Below are 17,533 nucleotides of genomic sequence, written 5' to 3' on the forward strand. Positions count from 1 at the left end.
CCGGCTAAGCAGCAGCCCCTACCTCACCGCCTCCCGACCGCTACGATCATGGCGCATTTCTCGTGCTTCCCCGGCGCTTTGGCGCTTTCCGCCTTCCGTCAGCAACGCCTGCTCACCGCCCTGCGGCAGATCGACGCCGATATTGAATCGGTGCATGGCCAGTTCCTGCACTTTGTCGACGCACAGACGCCGCTGTCGGCCGAAGAGCAGTCCCGCGTGGCGGCGCTGCTGACCTACGGCGCACCGTTTGCCGATCAGCCCGACGGCGACCGCTTCGTGGTGATCCCGCGCTTCGGCACGATCTCGCCATGGGCCAGCAAGGCCACCGACATCGCCCATAACTGCGGCCTCACGCATATCCACCGCATCGAGCGCGGTATCGAAATCACGGTCATCTGCAAGAAGGGCCTGCTGCGCGGCCGCAAGACGCTGGACGCGGATACCCGCGCCGCCGTCGCCGCGCACCTGTTCGACCGCATGACCGAGACCGTGGTCGCCTCGCGTGACGATGCCGCCGGCCTGTTCCAGGAACTGCCGGCCAAGCCGCTGCGCTTTATCGACATCTCGGCCGGGCGCAGCGCGCTGGCCGCGGCCAATGTCGAGATGGGCCTGGCGCTGTCCGAGGACGAGATCGACTACCTGGTCGATGCCTACGGCAAGCTGGAGCGCAACCCGACCGACGTCGAGCTGATGATGTTCGCGCAGGCCAACAGCGAGCACTGCCGCCACAAGATCTTCAACGCCACCTGGACCATCGACGGCGTGCAGCAGGACAAGTCGCTGTTCGCGATGATCCGCAATACGCACCAGCTCAATCCGCAAGGCTCGATCGTGGCCTACTCGGACAACTCGGCGGTGATGGAGGGGGACGTGGCCGAGCGCTGGTTCCCGCGCGGCGATGACCACAAGTACGGCCGCCACGAGGCGCTGACCCACACGCTGATGAAGGTGGAGACGCACAACCACCCGACCGCGATCTCGCCGTTCCCGGGTGCCTCCACCGGCGCCGGCGGTGAAATCCGCGACGAGGGCGCGACCGGCCGCGGCGCCAAGCCCAAGGCCGGCCTGACCGGCTTCACGGTGTCCAACCTGATGCTGCCCGAGGCCGTCGAGTCCTGGGAAAACGACCGCGACGCCGCCCAGCCGGTGGCGCACCGCAACCCGGAAGACAAGCCCGGCGTGACCGGCAAGCCGGACCGCATCGCCTCGCCGCTGCAGATCATGATCGACGGCCCGCTCGGCGGCGCCGCCTTCAACAACGAATTCGGCCGTGCCAACCTGGGCGGCTATTTCCGCGTCTACGAGCAGAACGTCGGCGGCACCGTGCGCGGCTACCACAAGCCGATCATGATCGCGGGCGGGATCGGCAATATCGACGCCGCGCACACGCACAAGAACCCGCTGCCGGCCGGCACGCTGCTGATCCAGCTGGGCGGCCCGGGCATGCGCATCGGCATGGGCGGCGGCGCCGCCAGCTCGATGGCGACCGGCACCAACACCGCCGATCTGGACTTCGATTCGGTCCAGCGCGGCAACCCCGAGATGGAGCGCCGCGCGCAGGAAGTGATCAACGCCTGCTGGCAGCTCGGCGACGCCAACCCGATCCTGTCGATCCATGACGTCGGCGCGGGCGGCATCTCCAACGCCTTCCCCGAACTGGTGGACGGCGCCGACCGCGGGGCACGCTTCGACCTGCGCCAGGTGCACCTGGAAGAGTCCGGCCTGTCGCCGGCCGAGATCTGGTGCAACGAGTCGCAGGAACGCTATGTGCTGGCGATCGCGCCGGACAGCTTCCCGCAATTCCAGGCCATGTGCCAGCGCGAGCGCTCGCCGTTCGCGGTGGTTGGCATTGCCACGGAAGAAAAGCAGCTGCAACTGGTCGACGCCAGCGTCGACGCCGCGCTCAAGGAGCACTACGCCGTCGACATGCCGATGGACGTGCTGCTGGGCAAGCCGCCGCGCATGCATCGCGACGTCAAGCGCGTCGAGCAGGAACTGCCGGCGGTGGACGTGACCGGCATCAGTCTGGAGCAGGCGGTGCGCGACGTGCTGCGCCATCCGACCGTGGCCAACAAGTCGTTCCTGATCAGCATTGGCGACCGTACCGTGGGCGGCATGAACGCGCGCGACCAGATGGTCGGCCCGTGGCAGGTGCCGGTTGCCGACGTGGCCGTGACCACGCTCGACTACCAGGGCAAGGCCGGCGAAGCGATGACCATGGGTGAGCGCACCCCGCTGGCCGTGATCAATGCGCCGGCCTCCGGCCGCATGGCGATCGGCGAGGCGCTGACCAACCTGGCCGCCGCGCCGGTCAAGGACCTGGGCAAGGTCAAGCTGTCGGCCAACTGGATGGCGGCCTGCGGCGTGGAAGGCGAAGACGCGAAGCTGTATGACACCGTGCACGCCGTCGGCATGGAACTGTGCCCGGCGCTTGGCATCAGCATCCCGGTCGGCAAGGATTCGCTGTCGATGCGCACCAAGTGGCAGGACGACGGCGTCAACAAGGAAGTGGTCGCGCCGGTGTCGCTGATCATCTCGGCCTTTGCCGCGGTGGACGACGTCAATCGCACGCTGACCCCGCAACTGCGCACCGACGCCGGCGACACCGTGCTGATCGCCGTCGACCTGGGCCGTGGCAAGAACCGCATGGCCGGCAGCATCCTGGCGCAGGTGACGCAGCAGGTCGGCGACAGCGCCCCCGACGTCGATAACGCCGAAGACCTGAAGAACTTCTTCAACGTGATCCAGCGCCTGAACCGCGAAGGCAAGCTGCTGGCCTATCACGACCGCTCGGATGGCGGCTTCATGGCCGCGCTGGCGGAAATGGCCTTTGCCGGCCACTGCGGCATCTCGCTCAACGTCGACATGCTGGCGCTGGACCCGCAGCAGGAGCAGGACTACGGCGACGCCAAGAACTGGGCGCAGCAGATCGCCGAGCGCCGCAACGACCAGACCTTGCGCGCGCTGTTCTCGGAAGAGCTCGGCGCGGTGGTGCAGGTGCGCATGGAAGACCGCGACACGGTCTTTGCCGTGCTGCGCGAAGCCGGCCTGTCGGCCTGCAGCCATGTGGTGGGCAAGCCCAACGCGACCGACCAGATCGAGGTCTATCGCGATGCCAAGAAGGTCTTCGGCGCCTCGCGCACCGACCTGCAGCGCAACTGGAGCGAAGTCAGCTGGCGCATCGCGCGCCTGCGCGACAACCCGGCCTGCGCCGACAGCGAATACGACCGCCTGCTCGACGCCGCCGACCCCGGCATCAGCCCGGTGCTGACCTTCGATGCGGCCGAAGACATCGCCGCGCCGTTCATCGCCACCGGCGCCCGCCCGCGCGTGGCGATCCTGCGCGAGCAGGGCGTCAACTCGCAGATCGAGATGGCGTACAGCATGGATCGCGCCGGCTTCGATACGCACGACGTGCACATGAGCGACCTGATCGCAGGCCGCGCCAATCTGGCCGACTTCAGCGGCTTTGTCGCGTGCGGCGGCTTCAGCTACGGCGACGTGCTGGGCGCGGGCGAGGGCTGGGCCAAGACCATCCTGTTCAACGCGCAGATGGCCGAGCAGTTCGCTGCCTTCTTCAACCGCCAGGACACTTTTGCGCTGGGCGTTTGCAACGGCTGCCAGATGATGAGCAACCTGGCCCCGATCATCCCGGGCGCAGGCGCCTGGCCGAAGTTCACGCGCAACCAGTCGGAGCAGTACGAGGCGCGCTTTGTCACGGTCGAGGTGCAGTCGTCGCCGTCGATCTTCTTCGCCGGCATGGAAGGCAGCCGCATTCCGATCGTGGTTGCCCACGGCGAAGGGTTTGCCGACTTCTCGCAGCAGGGCAATATCGACCAGGCCCACGTGGCGCTGCGCTTTGTCGACAACTACGGTGCGGTCACGCAGACCTATCCGCTCAACCCCAACGGCTCGCCCGACGGGATTACCTCGGTGACCACCGTCGATGGCCGCTTCACGGTGCTGATGCCGCACCCGGAGCGCGTGTTCCGTGCCGCGACCATGAGCTGGGCGCCGGATGCGTGGAAGCAGGTTGCCGACGGCGGCAGCCCGTGGATGCGGATGTTCCGCAATGCGCGGAAGTGGGTGGGGTAAGTATCAGCCCAGGGCCTGCGCCCTTCGTCCCAACCAAGAGCCACCGGCAGCGCCGGTGGCTTTTTAGTTTTTCGCTGCGCCGGTGAAGGCAGGTTTCAGCCGGCAAGCGGAGGGAGCAGGCGTGAACTCCACGACGCATAGGCATAAGTCAGCATCCGCCCGGCTTCAAAACCAGGGGGCGCCCTGATCTCGCCGCGAGCCTCCTTGTAAGCCACCACGGCGTGCAGGATCTTCTCGGGCGCGTAACGGTCACGCAACGGGAGATAGGGGTGGAGCTGGCGCCAGCCGGGGGCGGCGCCGTCCAGGGTCGCCCAGGCCAGTGCGCAATAGCACATGCCCCGGGACGAGAGATGCCAGAGTTGCCAGTAGCGGCCAGTCGACTCCACGCGCTGCATCCTTGAATCTTGCAGGACCGGCGGGGGCGACCGGACCGTGCCTTACTGGATCTTGGCCTTGTCCTTGAGTGACTTCATCATGGCCTGGAACTGCTCGCGCTGCCAGTTCTGGTCCCCCATCAGCATCTGCGTGAGCTGCGGTTTGACCTCTTCGAACGACGGGATCTTGGCGTCGCGCACGTCGACCAGTTCGATGATATGCCAGCCGAACTGGGTCTTGACCGGGGTATCGGTCAGCTGGCCCTTTTTCAGGCCGGTCATGGCAGCCGAGAACTCAGGGACGTAGCTGCTGCTGTTGGCCCAGTCCAGGTCGCCGCCGTTGGCGGCCGAGCCCGGGTCCTTGGACGAGGCCTTGGCCATGTCCTCGAACTTGGCGCCGCCCTTGATCTTGGCGATGATCGCCTTGGCGTCGGCTTCCTTTTCCACCAGGATATGGCGGGCGTGGTATTCCTTGCCGTTGCCGAACTGCGACTTGATCTTGTCGTACTGCTTGCGCAGCTCGGCGTCGCTGGCGCCGTGGGTCTTAACGTAGTCTTCGAACACTGCGCCGGCCAGCACGTTCAGGCGGGCCTGTTCCAGTTGTTCCTGCACGTCGTCGCGCTGGGTCAGGCCGCGCTTGTTGGCTTCCTGCACGAGCAGTTCGCGGTCGATCAGCATGTTGCGCGCGCGCGAGCGCAGCTCCGGGTTGTCGGGCTGGCCGGTGCCGGCGATCAACTTGTCCAGCTTTGCCGATGAAATGGCCTTGCCATTCACGACGGCGGCATTCTGGGCGATGGCCGGCAGGCTGCCGGCAGCAAGCACAGCCGCCAGGCTGAACGAGAGGACGGTGGTCTTCATGGAATCAGGTCTGAGAGTTGCTGGAAGAATCGCGTGATGATGCGCGGGATTGGTACTCTTGGTCGGTGAACGCAGTCACGGCAAGTGCGTGGATCTGCGCGGGGAACAGACCGCGCAGCGCATCATACACCATGCGGTGTCGCGCAACCCGGCTGTGACCCGTAAAGCGCTCGCTGACGATTGTCACGTCGTAATGTCCGCCGCCGGATGCGGCGCCGGCATGTCCGGCGTGCAGCGCGCTGTCGTCGCGCACGGCCAGGTGGCTGGGGGCGAGCGCTTCGCGCAGCATCGCCTCGATAGTGGCGGGATCGGCTGCCATCAATGGTTTCCTTCGATTCGGGGGTGCGGGGGCGGGGCCGTCAGTCCTGGCTGTTCTCGGGCATGTGGCGCGACAGCCAGACACTCTGGGCGACGATGAACACCAGCATCAGCCCCATGCTGCCGAACAGCTTGAAGTTGACCCAGGCCTCGGTCGAGAACTGGTAGGCCACGTACAGGTTCAGCACGCCCATGGCGGCAAAGAAGCCGGCCCAGGCGGCGTTCAGGCGCGCCCACACCGGGTCGGGCAGGGTCACCTGTTTTTCCATCATGGCGCGGATCAGGTTCTTGCGCCAGCCGATCACCGAGCCCAGCAGCCCCACCGCGAACATCCAGTAGAGCACGGTCGGCTTCCACTTGATGAAGGTCTCGTTGTGCAGCACCAGCGTGGCACCGCCGAACACCGCGATGATCAGCAGGCTGACCCACTGCATCGGCTCGACCTTGCGGTGGCGGAACCAGACCCAGCCGATCTGCAGCACGGTGGCGCCAATGGCCACGGCGGTGGCGGTGTAGATGTCAGCCAGCTTGAAGGCGGCAAAAAACAGGATGACCGGGAACAGGTCGAACAGGAATTTCATGCGGTACCAGGTTGTGTCCGGCGTGCTTGCCGGAGCATTCAGCGCTGCGGGTCGCGCCGGGGGTTGTCGTCGCTGCCGGCGGCGTGGGCATCATCCGCCGCACGCTGTGCCGGGTCGCGATCATCGAATTTTAGCGCAGCCGAGTTGATGCAATAGCGCAGGCCGGTCGGGGCGGGGCCATCCTCGAAGACATGGCCGAGATGGCTGCCGCATTCCTTGCAGCGTACCTCCACCCGCGTCATGCCGTGGCTGTGGTCGACGTGCTCGGCAATCACCTCGCCGTTGATGGCGCGGAAATAGCTGGGCCAGCCGCAGCCGGCATCGAACTTGGTGGCGGATTCGAACAGCGGCGTGCCGCAGCCCACGCAGTGGTAGATGCCGTTGTCCCAGTGGTCCCAGTAGCGGCCGGTGAACGGGCGCTCGGTGGCGGCCTCGCGGGTCACGCGGTATTCGATGTCGGAGAGTTGTTCACGCCACTCGGCGTCGGTCTTGGTGGTGGTCATGGTCTTGTCCTCGCAGGGCTTCCTCGGATGGGTTCCTCAGTTAAGGCATTGGTCGTGCGAACTGCGCGAACCTTACACCGGCAGGCGCCGGCGTGCAGGGCACGGATCACATGACGTCACGACGAGCAACTGACTTCCAGGCCGGAGGCCCAGTCCGGCGGCAGCGCCGCGTAGTGCTCTGCTTCCGGCTGCTCGTCGAAGGGGCGCGACAGCACTGCCAGCAGGCGGTCCACTTCGGTGAAGTCCTTCTCGCGTGCGTGCCGGATCGCGGTTTCGGCCAGGTGGTTGCGCAGCACGTACTTGGGGTTGACTGCCAGCATTTCCAGTTCGCGCGCGGCATCGTGCGACTGCTCGGCGCGCAGGCGCACGCGATAGTCGGCCACCCATGCGTCGAAGGCGGCGCGGTCCAGGAACAGGTCGCGCACCGGCGCGTCGCGCGAGGCATCGGTGGACGAAATGCCGCACAGCTTGCGCCAGAACAGCGTGTAGTCCACGCGCTGGCCGTGCAGCAGCTGGAACAGGCTGGTCAGCAGCGGCTCATCGCTCTTGTCATCGCCGCCGGCGGGCGGGCGCAGGCCCAGCTTGGCGCGGTAGTGGCGGAAGAATGCCGCGGCATAGCGGTCGCGGAACGGGTCCAGCGCCGCGCGCGCGGCTGCCACGGCAGCGTCGCGCGCGCCTTCCTGGTCGGCATCCTCTGGCGGCAGCCACAGCGGCAGCAGCGCCTGCGCCAGGCAGTGCAGGTTCCAGAATGCCACCTGCGGCTGCTGGCTGTAGGCGTAGCGGCCCTGCGTGTCGGAGTGGTTGCAGATATGGTTGGCGTCGAACGCGTCGAGGAAGCCAAATGGGCCGTAGTCGATGGTCAGGCCCAGGATCGACATATTGTCGGTGTTCATCACGCCGTGGCAGAAGCCCACCGCCTGCCAGTGCGCGATCAGGTCGGCGGTGCGCAGCGAGACCTCGCGCAGCAGCGCCTGGTAGGGCTGGGCGTCGTCGCGGCACGCGGGCATGAAGTTGTCGATGACGAAATCCGCCAGCTTGCGCAGCGCGGCGACGTCGTCGTGCGCGGCGAAATGCTCGAAGTGCCCGAAGCGGATAAAGGTCGGCGACAGCCTGGTCACCACCGCGGAGGTTTCGATGGTCTCGCGCCGCACCGGCGCGTCCGAGCCCATGATAGACAGCGCGCGCGTGGTCGGCACGCCCAGTGCGGCCATGGCTTCGGAGCAGAGGTACTCGCGGATCGACGAGCGCAGCACCGCGCGGCCATCGGCCATGCGCGAGTAGGGCGTCAGGCCCGCGCCCTTGAGCTGGATTTCCCACGGGCCGGTGGCGGTCTCGGCCTGCGCCAGGCGGATGGCGCGGCCGTCGCCGAGCTGGCCAGCCCAGACCCCGAACTGGTGCCCGGAATAGACCGTGGCGAGCGGGTCGGCCCAGTCCGGCACCTGGTTGCCGATAAAGGTCTCGATGAAGTCCTGCTGGCTGCCGATGCCGGCATCCCAGCCGAGCAGGGCCGCAGCGGCCGGCGCCACCCCCACCAGGTAGGGCGCTGGCAGCGGCGTCGGGCGCAGCCGCGTGAAGAACTGCGCGCCGAGTTCGGCAAAGCCGGGCGCGGTGCGCCAGGGCGCGGACAGCGTTGCCGGCGTGGCTGCGTCGGAGGGCTGCGGAGCTTGTGACTGGGGCGTGTCTGGCATCGCGTAGGGGCGCCTCGGGGCGCAAGGGGCGGTGCGAATTCCGTGCGCTCGCCCATGTGCGGCGAACCGCGTAAAAGGCGGTGCGGCGCGGCATGCCGGGGGCACGAAAATGCGGTGGTGGCTAGGGAAAACGACATGTTGAGGTGCAACATGCCACGCAGTATTGTACGTCCTCAACGGCACTCGACCGCTCGACCGAGTTAATGCCGCCATGCACCGCACGGTTATTTTCCTCCTTCAGTGCGCACATGAATCCGGTGCATGGGCTTTTCGCAGAATTGCGGCCCCGAATTCGATGGCAATGCCGGCGGCAACCCCGACGGCAATACACAACAACAGTACGGCAGTGCACAACGAGATCGGCCGGACGCCGATTTGGTGCATGGAAACGACCGACAAAAAATAGTACGGTTGTTCGTTTTCAGGCGAATCACACAAGACTTTCAGGAGGCAGGTTCATGGCATTGATGGGTCAAATGATGAGCGCGCCGCTGCTCATTTCCTCCATCATCAAACACGCCGCGCGTTATTACGGCAGCACCGAGATCGTCTCGCGGCGCACGGAGGGCGACCTGCATCGCTACACGTACCGCGATTGCGAACTGCGCGCCCGCAAGCTGGCGCAGGCGCTCGGCGCACTGGGCGTGAAGCAGGGCGAGCGCGTCGGCACGCTGGCCTGGAACGGCTACCGCCACCTCGAGATCTACTACGGCGTGTCCGGCATGGGCGCCGTCTGCCATACCATCAACCCGCGCCTGTTTCCCGAGCAGATTGCCTATATCGTCAACCATGCGGAAGACGGCTATGTCTTCTTCGACCTGACCTTCCTGCCGCTGGTGGAAGGCGTGGCGCCGCATTGCCCCAACGTCAGGGGCTGGGTGGCGATGACCGACCGCGCGCATATGCCGGCCGATTCCAAGGTGCCGCTGCTGTGCTACGAGGAGCTGGTCGACGCGCAGGACGGCGACTACGAATGGCCGCAGTTCGACGAGAATCTGGCGTCGAGCCTGTGCTACACCTCGGGCACCACCGGCAACCCCAAGGGCGCGCTGTACTCGCACCGCTCGACGGTGCTGCACTCGTACGCGTCGGCACTGCCCGACGCGCTGGGCTGCTCCGCCAGCGACGTGATCCTGCCCGTGGTGCCGATGTTCCACGTCAATGCCTGGGGCCTGCCGTACTCGGTGCCGCTGGTCGGCGCCAAGCTGGTGCTGCCCGGTGCCAAGCTGGACGGGGCGTCGATCTATGAACTGTTCGAGCAGGAAAAGGTGACCTTCTCCGCCGGCGTGCCGACGGTGTGGCTCGGCCTGCTCCAGCACGTGCAGTCGAACAAGCTGAAGTTCTCCAGCTTCCGTCGCACCGTGATCGGCGGCTCGGCTGTGCCGCCCGCGATGACCCGTGCGTTCGAGGCGCTGAACGTCGAAGTGATCCATGCCTGGGGCATGACCGAGATGTCACCACTTGGCACGGCGTGCAAGCTGCTAGCCAGGCACGACGCTCTCTCTGACGCGGATCGCCACAAAATCCAGGAAAAACAGGGCCGCGTGATCTTCGGTGTGGACATGAAGATTGTCGACGGCGAAGGCAAGGAGCTGCCGTGGGACGGCAAGGCCTTCGGCGACCTGATGGTGCGCGGCCCATGGGTCATCGAGCAGTATTACCGCAATGGCACCAGCCCCCTGGCCGACGGCTGGTTCCCGACCGGCGACGTGGCCACCATCGACGCCGATGGCTTCATGCAGATCACCGACCGCAGCAAGGACGTGATCAAGTCCGGCGGCGAATGGATCTCGTCGATCGATATCGAGAACGTCGCCGTCGCGCACCCCGCGGTGCATATGGCGGCCTGCATCTCGGCCTACCACCCCAAGTGGGATGAACGCCCGCTGCTGGTGGTGGTGAAGAAGCCCGGCGCCGAAGTCACCCGCGAAGAACTGCTGCAGTTCTTCGATGGCAAGGTCGCCAAGTGGTGGATCCCGGACGACGTGGCCTTTGTCACCGAGATCCCGCTGACCGCCACCGGCAAGATGCAGAAGCTCAAGCTGCGCGAGCAGTTCAAGGACTACAAGCTGCCGACTGCCTGACGCCGGCACGCGCTTTCCGGTGCGCCATGCCTGCTTGCGGCATGGCGTGTTCGGGGCGGCTGCAAGGCGTGGCATGGAGGACGCCGCGCAGCCAGCCAAATTCGACGACAAGCCAACGACAAGAGTGAAGGAGACAGGTATGACCAAAATGCGTCCGCTGGTGGCCGGTGTGGCCGTGTTTGCCGCACTGGGTTCTGCGCTGGTTTCAGGTACCGCACTCGCGGATACGGTGAAGATTGCCTTCATTGACCCGCTATCGGGGCTGATGGCTCCCGTTGGGCAGAACCAGCTCAAGAGCTGGCAGTATGTCGCCGACATCGCCAACCAGAAGAACTGGGCCGGCGCGCACAAGTTCGAGGTGGTGGGTTTCGACAACAAGCTGTCGCCGCAGGAAAGCCTGACCATCCTCAAGCAGGCGGTCGACCAGGGCATCCGCTATATCGTGCAGGGCAACGGCTCGTCGGTCGGGCTGGCGCTGCAGGACGCGGTGGCCAAGCACAACGAGCGCAATCCGGGCAAGGAAATCGTCTACCTGAACTACGCCGCGGTGGACCCGGACATGACCAATTCCAAATGCAACTTCTGGCATTTCCGGCTCGACGCCAACTCGGACATGAAGATGGAGGCGCTGACCACCTTCCTGGCCAAGGACCCGAACGTCAAGAAGGTCTACCTGATCAACCAGAACTACTCGTTCGGCCACCAGGTGGCGCGCGCCGCCAAGGACTACCTGAAGCGCAAGCGCCCGGACATCCAGATCGTCGGTGAAGACCTGCACCCGCTGGCCCAGGTCAAGGACTTTGCCCCGTACGCGGCCAAGATCAAGGCCTCCGGCGCCGATACCGTGATCACCGGCAACTGGGGCAGCGACCTGGCGCTGCTGATCAAGGCGGGCAAGGATGCCGGCCTGACCACCAACTACTACACCTACTACGCCGGCACCACCGGCGTGCCCACGGCGATGGGCGCCACCGGTGCCGAGCACGTCAAGTATGTCGGCTACTACAACCCCAACAACAAGGGGTTCAAGGGGGCTGATGTCATCGAGGGCTTCAAGAAGAAGTACAACGACGACTTCTACGTGATGGCCTCCTACACCGGCATTGCCATGCTGTCCAAGGCCTTCAAGGACACCGGCTCGACCGATCCGATCAAGGTTGCCAAGGCGCTCGAGGGCATCAAGGTCGACAGCATGAACGGCACGGTCGAGATGCGCAACTCGGACCACCAGGCGCAGCAGCCGCTGGTGGTCGCCACCTGGACCAAGGTGGATGGCAAGGAAATCAAGTACGACCAGGAAAACACCGGCTACGGCTGGAAGACCAACGCGCTGATGGACCAGTACGTGTCGGCCCAGCCGACCTCCTGCCAGATGAAGCGGCCCGGCTGATCCTGTCCGTGACGGGCCGGCCACGCTGACAAAGTGGCCGCCCGATCCTGCATACTTTCAGTCTTTTTCGGTCGATACCGGGGAGCGTCCGGGGCGGGCAACCGCCCCCGGAGGGGGACGCTCACCCTCAATCCAACCGGACGGACGCCGGCATGCCCACGCATGGCGGCGCCAGCTTGAAGGACACGCTGTGGAATTCTTCGTCATCTCACTGCTGAACGGCATCAGCTACGGGCTGCTGCTGTTCATGCTGTCATCGGGCCTTACGCTGATCTTCAGCATGATGGGCGTGCTCAACTTTGCCCATGCCAGCTTCTACATGCTGGGCGCCTACTTCGCCTACACCATCGCCAGCAAGGTCGGGTTCTGGCCGGCGCTGATCTTCGCGCCGCTGCTGGTGGCCGGCGCGGGCGCGCTGGTGGAGCGCTTCGGCCTGCGCACGGTGCACAAGTACGGCCACGTGGCCGAGCTGCTGTTCACCTTCGGCCTGGCCTACCTGATGGAAGAGGGCGTCAAGCTGGTGTGGGGCCTGGCGGCGGTGCCGTACCGGATCCCCGCGGAGCTGGACGGGCCGCTGTTCACGGTGTTCACCTCGTCCTTCCCCAAGTACCGCGCCTTCATGATGCTGGTGTCGCTGGGCATGCTGGTGGCGATCTACCTGGTGCTGACGCGTACCCGCATCGGGCTGGTGATCCAGGCCGCGCTGACGCACCCGGAAATGGTCGAGGCGCTGGGCCACAACGTGCCGCGCGTGTTCATGATGGTGTTTGGCGGCGGCGCCGCGCTGGCCGGGCTGGCGGGAGTGATCGGCGGCAATGCCTTTGTCACCGAGCCATCGATGGCCGCGGCGGTCGGGTCGATCGTGTTCGTGGTGGCGGTGGTGGGCGGCATGGGATCGCTGGTGGGCGCCTTCATTGCGTCGATCCTGATCGGCGTGCTGCAGACCTTCGCGGTCACCATCGACGCCTCGCTGGCGGGCCTGATGACCAGCCTGGGGCTGGCGGTCAGCGAGGCCACGCCGTTCTATTCCTTGTGGAAGCTCACGGTCGCCCAGGTGGCGCCGGTGCTGCCGTACCTGCTGCTGGTGGTGATGCTGATCTTCCGCCCGCGTGGACTGATGGGAACCCGGGAGAGCTGACACCATGGAGCAAGCGATGCAACAACCCCGCGAGCCGGTGGTGACCGGCCGCACCCTGCGCTACCGCCCGCTGAACCTGGCGCGCTGGATCATCTGGAGCCTGACCGTGCTGGTCATGCTGGTGCTGCCGCTGATCTTCACCGGGGGCTTCGCCATCACGCTGATGTCGCAGATGGGCATCATGATCATTTTTGCGCTGTCGTACAACATGCTGCTCGGGCAGACCGGCATGCTGTCGTTCGGCCACGCGGTCTACTCCGGCCTGGGCGCGTTTATCGCCGTGCATGTGCTGAACATGGTCGGGGCGGGCAAGGTCTGGCTGCCGGTGTCGATGCTGCCGCTGGTGGGCGGCCTGGCCGGCGCCTTCTTCGGCGTGATCTTCGGCTACGTCACCACCAAGAAGTCCGGCACCACCTTTGCCATGATCACCATGGGCATCGGCGAGATGGTGTTCGCCAGCTCGCTGATGTTTCCGGAGTTCTTCGGCGGCGAGGGTGGCATCTCCACCAACCGCGTGGTCGGCGATCCGTTCCTGGGCATCACCTTCGGGCCCGGGCGCCAGGTCTACTACCTGATCGCGGCGTGGTGCCTGCTGTCGATGGTGGCGATGTACGCCTGGACGCAGACGCCGCTGGGCCGCATCGCCAACGCCGTGCGCGACAACCCCGAGCGGGTCGAGTTCATCGGCTACAACACCCAGCGCGTGCGCTACCTGGTGCTGATCCTGTCGGCATTCTTCGCCGGTATCGCCGGGGCGCTGGGCGCCATCAACTTCGAGATCGTCTCGGCCGAGAACGTCAGCGCGGTGCGCTCCGGCGGCGTGCTGCTGGCGGTGTTCATCGGTGGCGCGGGCGTGTTCTTCGGGCCCATCATCGGCGCGGTGGTGTTCGTGCTGTTCGCGGTGGCGCTGTCGGACCTGACCAAGGCCTGGCTGCTGTACCTGGGCCTGTTCTTCGTGCTGATGGTGATGTTCGTGCCGGGCGGGCTGGCCAGCCTGCTGCTGATGCAGGTGCCGCTGCTGGGCAAGGGCAAGCTGGGCCGCATGCTGCCGTCCTACGCGCGTGCCGGCGGCGCCGCCGTGGTGCTGCTGCTGGCCATGATCCTGACGGTCGAGCTGGTCTACAAGGTGCAGGTCGACAGCGCCAACGGCACCACGATGTCGCTGTTCGGCGTCGGCTTCGATGCCGCGACCTGGACGCCATGGCTGGCGGCGGCCGCGCTGTGGGCGGCTGGCCTGTTCGCGTGGCGGCTGGCGGCGGCGCGGGTGCGCAGCGCGTGGGACAAGGTACAGATGGAAATCGCAGGAGGCAGGCCATGACAGCGGCACTGGAACTGACCGATGTACGCAAGAAGTTCGGCCAGACGGAAATCATCCGCGGCGTGAACCTGAGCATCCCGAAGGGCGAGCGCCATGCGCTGATCGGGCCCAATGGCGCAGGGAAGTCGACGACCTTCAACCTGATTTCCGGCCGGTTTGCGCCGAGCAGCGGGACCGTGCGGCTCAATGGCGCGGAGATCGGCGGGCTGCAGCCGTTCGTGATCAACCGCATGGGGCTGTCGCGCAGCTTCCAGATCACCAACATCTTCCATCGGCTGTCGGTGTTCGAGAACCTGCGCTGCGCGGTGCTGTGGTCGCTCGGCTACAAGTATTCGTTCTGGCACCGGCTCAAGGGCCTGCGCGACACGCGCGAGCGCGCGGAGGAGGTGCTGGAGCTGATCGGCATGCAGCACCGCCGCGACAGCCAGGCGGGCCTGCTGACCTATGCCGAGCAGCGTGCGCTGGAGATCGGCATCACCATCGCCGGCGGCGCCGAGGTGATCCTGCTGGACGAGCCCACCGCGGGCATGAGCCGCTCCGAGTCCGATCACGCGGTGGAGCTGATCCGCAAGGTCACCGTCGGCAAGACGCTGGTGATGGTGGAGCACGACATGAGCGTGGTATTCGGCCTGGCCGACCGCATCTCTGTGCTGGTCTACGGCGAAGTGATCGCCACGGACACCCCGCAGGCCATCCGCAACAACCGCAAGGTCAAGGAAGCCTACCTGGGCACAACCCTCGACGAGGAAGCCACCGAAGGAGCGCACTGATGGGCAAGCGCATGCTGAACGTCCAGGGCCTGCACGCCTACTACGGCAAGAGCCATATCCTCCACGGCGTGGACGCGCATATCGACGAAGGCGAGATCGTCGCGCTGCTGGGCCGCAACGGGGTGGGGCGCTCGACCATGGCCAAGGCCATCCTCGGCATGGTCAAGGCCGAGGGCTCGGTGCGGTTTCGCGACGAAGAGATCCTGGGGCGGCGCACCTTCGAGATCGCGCACCTCGGGATCGGCTATGTGCCGGAGAACCGGGATATCTTTCCGACGCTGACCGTGCGGCAGAACTTGCTGCTGGGCGAGAAGCGCAACCCACGGCAGGCCAGGCCGCGCTGGACCGTCGAGGACATGTTCAACATGTTCCCGCGGCTGAAGGAGCGCGAGAACACCTCGGCCGGCGTGCTCTCCGGCGGCGAGCAGCAGATGCTGACGTTGTGCCGCACGCTGATGGGCGACCCCGACCTGGTGCTGATCGACGAACCGACCGAAGGCCTGGCGCCGATGATCGTGGCCCTGGTCGGGGACTACCTGAAGACGCTGAAGGAGCGGGGTATTTCCGTGCTGCTGATCGAGCAGAAGCTGGCGATCGCGCTGGATATTTCCCAGCGCGTCTACGTGATGGGGCACGGGCATATTGTGTTCGAGGGGACGCCCGCGGAACTGAAGGCCAACTCGCAGATCAGGAAGGAGTGGCTGGAGGTATGACTTCGGCCACTGTGCGCTCCCCTTGCCAACTGTGTGCTCCCTCTCCCGCTTGCGGGAGAGGGCCGAAAACCGCCGGCTTTGGCAAGTCAAACGGCATATCCTCATAGTCGATCAGCCGCGACTTCTTCACCGCCCGGTACCCCCACCACAGCGCCAGGAACGCCGGCACGCCGATATAGGTCGCCACGATCTCCGGCCACCGGTTCGGAATATCCGCAAACGCCTGGTAGTTCTGCCCGGCCACGATCACCACGCACAGCACCACGGTAAAAATGGGGCCGAAGGGATAGAGCGGCGAGCGGTAGGCCAGCATGCCAACGTCATAGCCCTGGTGCACCAGCCCGCGACGGAAGCGGTAATGGCTGATGGCAATGCCCAGCCAGGCAAAGAAGCCGGTCATGGCCGAGGTGTTGAGCAGCCACAGGTAGACCGCCTTGTCCCCGAACAGCGAACTGAAGAAACACAGCGCGCCCACGGCGGTGGTGGCCAGCAGCGCATTGAACGGCACGCCGCTCACGGTCAGCTTGCCGAACGCGCGCGGCGCGCGGCCGCTGACGGCGAGGCCGTAGAGGATCCGGGTCGATACATACATGCTGGAGGTGCCGGCCGAGAGCAGCGCGGTCAGCACCACCGCGTTCATCAGCCCCGCAGCAAAGGCCAGGCCAGCGTGGCGGAACACCAGTGCAAACGGACTCACGCCCACGTCGGTGACGTCGTTGCGCAGCAGGCTGGGATCGGTATAGGGAATCAGCACCCCGATGATCAGGATCGCGACCACATAGAACAGCAGGATGCGCCAGAAGGTCTGCCGGATCGCGCGCGGGATGGTCCTGGCCGGGTTCTCCGCTTCGCCGGCGGCCACGCCCACCGTTTCCGTGCCCTGGAAGGAGAAGCCCGCGATCATCGCCACGCCGATCATGGCCGGGATGCCGCCGACAAAGGGCGCGTCACCCATGGTGAAGTTGTGCCAGCCAGACTGCGGGCCGCCTTTCATGATGCCGAAGATCATCAGCAGGCCCACGCCCAGGAACACGATCACGGTCACCACCTTGATCAGCGCGAACCAGTACTCGGCCTCGCCGAAGCCGCGCACCGAGAACGCATTGAGCCCGAACATCAGCAGCAGGAACGCGGCGCTCCAGACCACGCCGGGCATTTCGGGGAACCAGTACTGCATCACCAGCTGCGCCGCGGTCAGTTCCACGGCGATGGTCACCGCCAGGCTGAACCAGTAGTTCCAGCCCAGCGCGAAGCCGAAGCCTTCGTCGACATAGAGCGCGCTGTAGGTGACGAAGGAGCCGGCCACCGGCATATGCACCGCCAGCTCGCCCAGGCTGGTCATCAGACAATAGACCATCAGCCCGAGCAGCATATACATCAGCAGCGCGCCGCCGGGGCCGGCCTGCGCGATCGAGGCGCCCGAGGCCACGAACAGCCCGGTGCCGACCGCGCCGCCGATGGCAATCATGCTCAGGTGGCGGGCCTTGAGCCTGCGCTTGAGGTGGTCGTGCTCGACCACCGGGTGCTGGTGCTCGTGGGCGTGGGAATGTGAGGGGGAAGACATCAGGGTCGCTGGACCTTCCGCCGATCCGGCATCTTGTGGAACCCGGACGGCAAAAAACGAAAAGCCGCGAGTTTACAGGGTCGGCCCGCGCGATTTGTCCGTGTCGGCCAAATAAAGTCCGATACTGGTTTAGAGGCGG

14 protein-coding genes are annotated in these 17,533 nt (G+C 65.9%); 7 read left to right on the forward strand and 7 right to left on the reverse strand.

Annotation, left to right across the window (positions count from 1 at the left end):
- Positions 1 to 48 precede the first annotated feature (48 nt).
- Positions 49 to 4,095, forward strand: coding sequence for a phosphoribosylformylglycinamidine synthase (gene purL / locus AC3WQZ_RS04150; RefSeq protein WP_492300059.1), 4,047 nt, complete (start codon positions 49 to 51; stop codon positions 4,093 to 4,095).
- Positions 4,096 to 4,190: 95 nt separating this feature from the next.
- Here purL and AC3WQZ_RS04155 read toward each other — a convergent pair whose 3' ends face one another.
- The 6 genes from AC3WQZ_RS04155 to AC3WQZ_RS04180 all read right to left on the reverse strand — a co-directional run bounded on the left by AC3WQZ_RS04155 (position 4,191) and on the right by AC3WQZ_RS04180 (position 8,417).
- Complete coding sequence (locus tag AC3WQZ_RS04155) at positions 4,191 to 4,490, reverse strand: hypothetical protein (RefSeq protein WP_010810059.1); 300 nt, start codon at positions 4,488 to 4,490, stop codon at positions 4,191 to 4,193.
- 42 nt (positions 4,491 to 4,532) lie between these two features.
- Complete coding sequence (locus tag AC3WQZ_RS04160; protein WP_010810058.1) at positions 4,533 to 5,327, reverse strand: peptidylprolyl isomerase; 795 nt, start codon at positions 5,325 to 5,327, stop codon at positions 4,533 to 4,535.
- A gap of 4 nt (positions 5,328 to 5,331) precedes the next feature.
- Entirely contained in the window at positions 5,332 to 5,646 is a 315-nt protein-coding gene (locus AC3WQZ_RS04165) for a BolA family protein (RefSeq protein WP_010810057.1), read from the reverse strand.
- A gap of 40 nt (positions 5,647 to 5,686) precedes the next feature.
- On the reverse strand, positions 5,687 to 6,226 hold the full coding sequence (locus AC3WQZ_RS04170) for a septation protein A (protein ID WP_010810056.1): 540 nt from the start codon (positions 6,224 to 6,226) through the stop codon (positions 5,687 to 5,689).
- Between the two features lie 38 nt (positions 6,227 to 6,264).
- Positions 6,265 to 6,729: a peptide-methionine (R)-S-oxide reductase MsrB gene (gene msrB / locus AC3WQZ_RS04175; RefSeq protein WP_010810055.1), complete on the reverse strand. Its 465-nt coding sequence runs from the start codon at positions 6,727 to 6,729 to the stop codon at positions 6,265 to 6,267.
- Between the two features lie 116 nt (positions 6,730 to 6,845).
- Positions 6,846 to 8,417: a protein adenylyltransferase SelO gene (locus AC3WQZ_RS04180; protein WP_011615130.1), complete on the reverse strand. Its 1,572-nt coding sequence runs from the start codon at positions 8,415 to 8,417 to the stop codon at positions 6,846 to 6,848.
- 458 nt (positions 8,418 to 8,875) lie between these two features.
- Between AC3WQZ_RS04180 and AC3WQZ_RS04185 the strand changes: the two genes are divergently transcribed.
- From AC3WQZ_RS04185 to AC3WQZ_RS04210, 6 genes are all read left to right on the forward strand, one after another.
- Positions 8,876 to 10,501, forward strand: coding sequence for a 3-(methylthio)propionyl-CoA ligase (locus AC3WQZ_RS04185; protein WP_492300061.1), 1,626 nt, complete (start codon positions 8,876 to 8,878; stop codon positions 10,499 to 10,501).
- Positions 10,502 to 10,640: 139 nt separating this feature from the next.
- Entirely contained in the window at positions 10,641 to 11,891 is a 1,251-nt protein-coding gene (locus AC3WQZ_RS04190) for a branched-chain amino acid ABC transporter substrate-binding protein (protein WP_010810052.1), read from the forward strand.
- A gap of 190 nt (positions 11,892 to 12,081) precedes the next feature.
- Positions 12,082 to 13,029 carry a branched-chain amino acid ABC transporter permease gene (locus tag AC3WQZ_RS04195; RefSeq protein WP_010810051.1) on the forward strand — a complete coding sequence of 316 codons (948 nt, stop codon included), beginning with the start codon at positions 12,082 to 12,084 and terminating at the stop codon, positions 13,027 to 13,029.
- Positions 13,030 to 13,033: 4 nt separating this feature from the next.
- Positions 13,034 to 14,347, forward strand: a complete 1,314-nt coding sequence (locus AC3WQZ_RS04200) for a branched-chain amino acid ABC transporter permease (protein ID WP_010810050.1) — start codon at positions 13,034 to 13,036, stop codon at positions 14,345 to 14,347.
- Positions 14,344 to 15,117, forward strand: coding sequence for an ABC transporter ATP-binding protein (locus AC3WQZ_RS04205; RefSeq protein WP_010810049.1), 774 nt, complete (start codon positions 14,344 to 14,346; stop codon positions 15,115 to 15,117). Before AC3WQZ_RS04200 ends, AC3WQZ_RS04205 begins: the two co-directional genes overlap by 4 nt.
- Positions 15,117 to 15,830 (forward strand): ABC transporter ATP-binding protein, encoded by a 714-nt coding sequence (locus AC3WQZ_RS04210; RefSeq protein ID WP_011615132.1) that lies wholly within the window; start codon positions 15,117 to 15,119, stop codon positions 15,828 to 15,830. Before AC3WQZ_RS04205 ends, AC3WQZ_RS04210 begins: the two co-directional genes overlap by 1 nt.
- On the opposite strand, the gene AC3WQZ_RS04215 is transcribed toward AC3WQZ_RS04210, so the two are convergent.
- The gene (locus AC3WQZ_RS04215; protein WP_492293353.1) at positions 15,805 to 17,394 is read right to left on the reverse strand and encodes an amino acid permease; all 1,590 of its coding nucleotides are present in this window, start codon (positions 17,392 to 17,394) and stop codon (positions 15,805 to 15,807) included. The genes AC3WQZ_RS04210 and AC3WQZ_RS04215 overlap by 26 nt on opposite strands.
- Between the last annotated feature and the right edge of the window lie 139 nt (positions 17,395 to 17,533).

Source organism: Cupriavidus sp. FW305-26 (genome assembly GCF_058787975.1).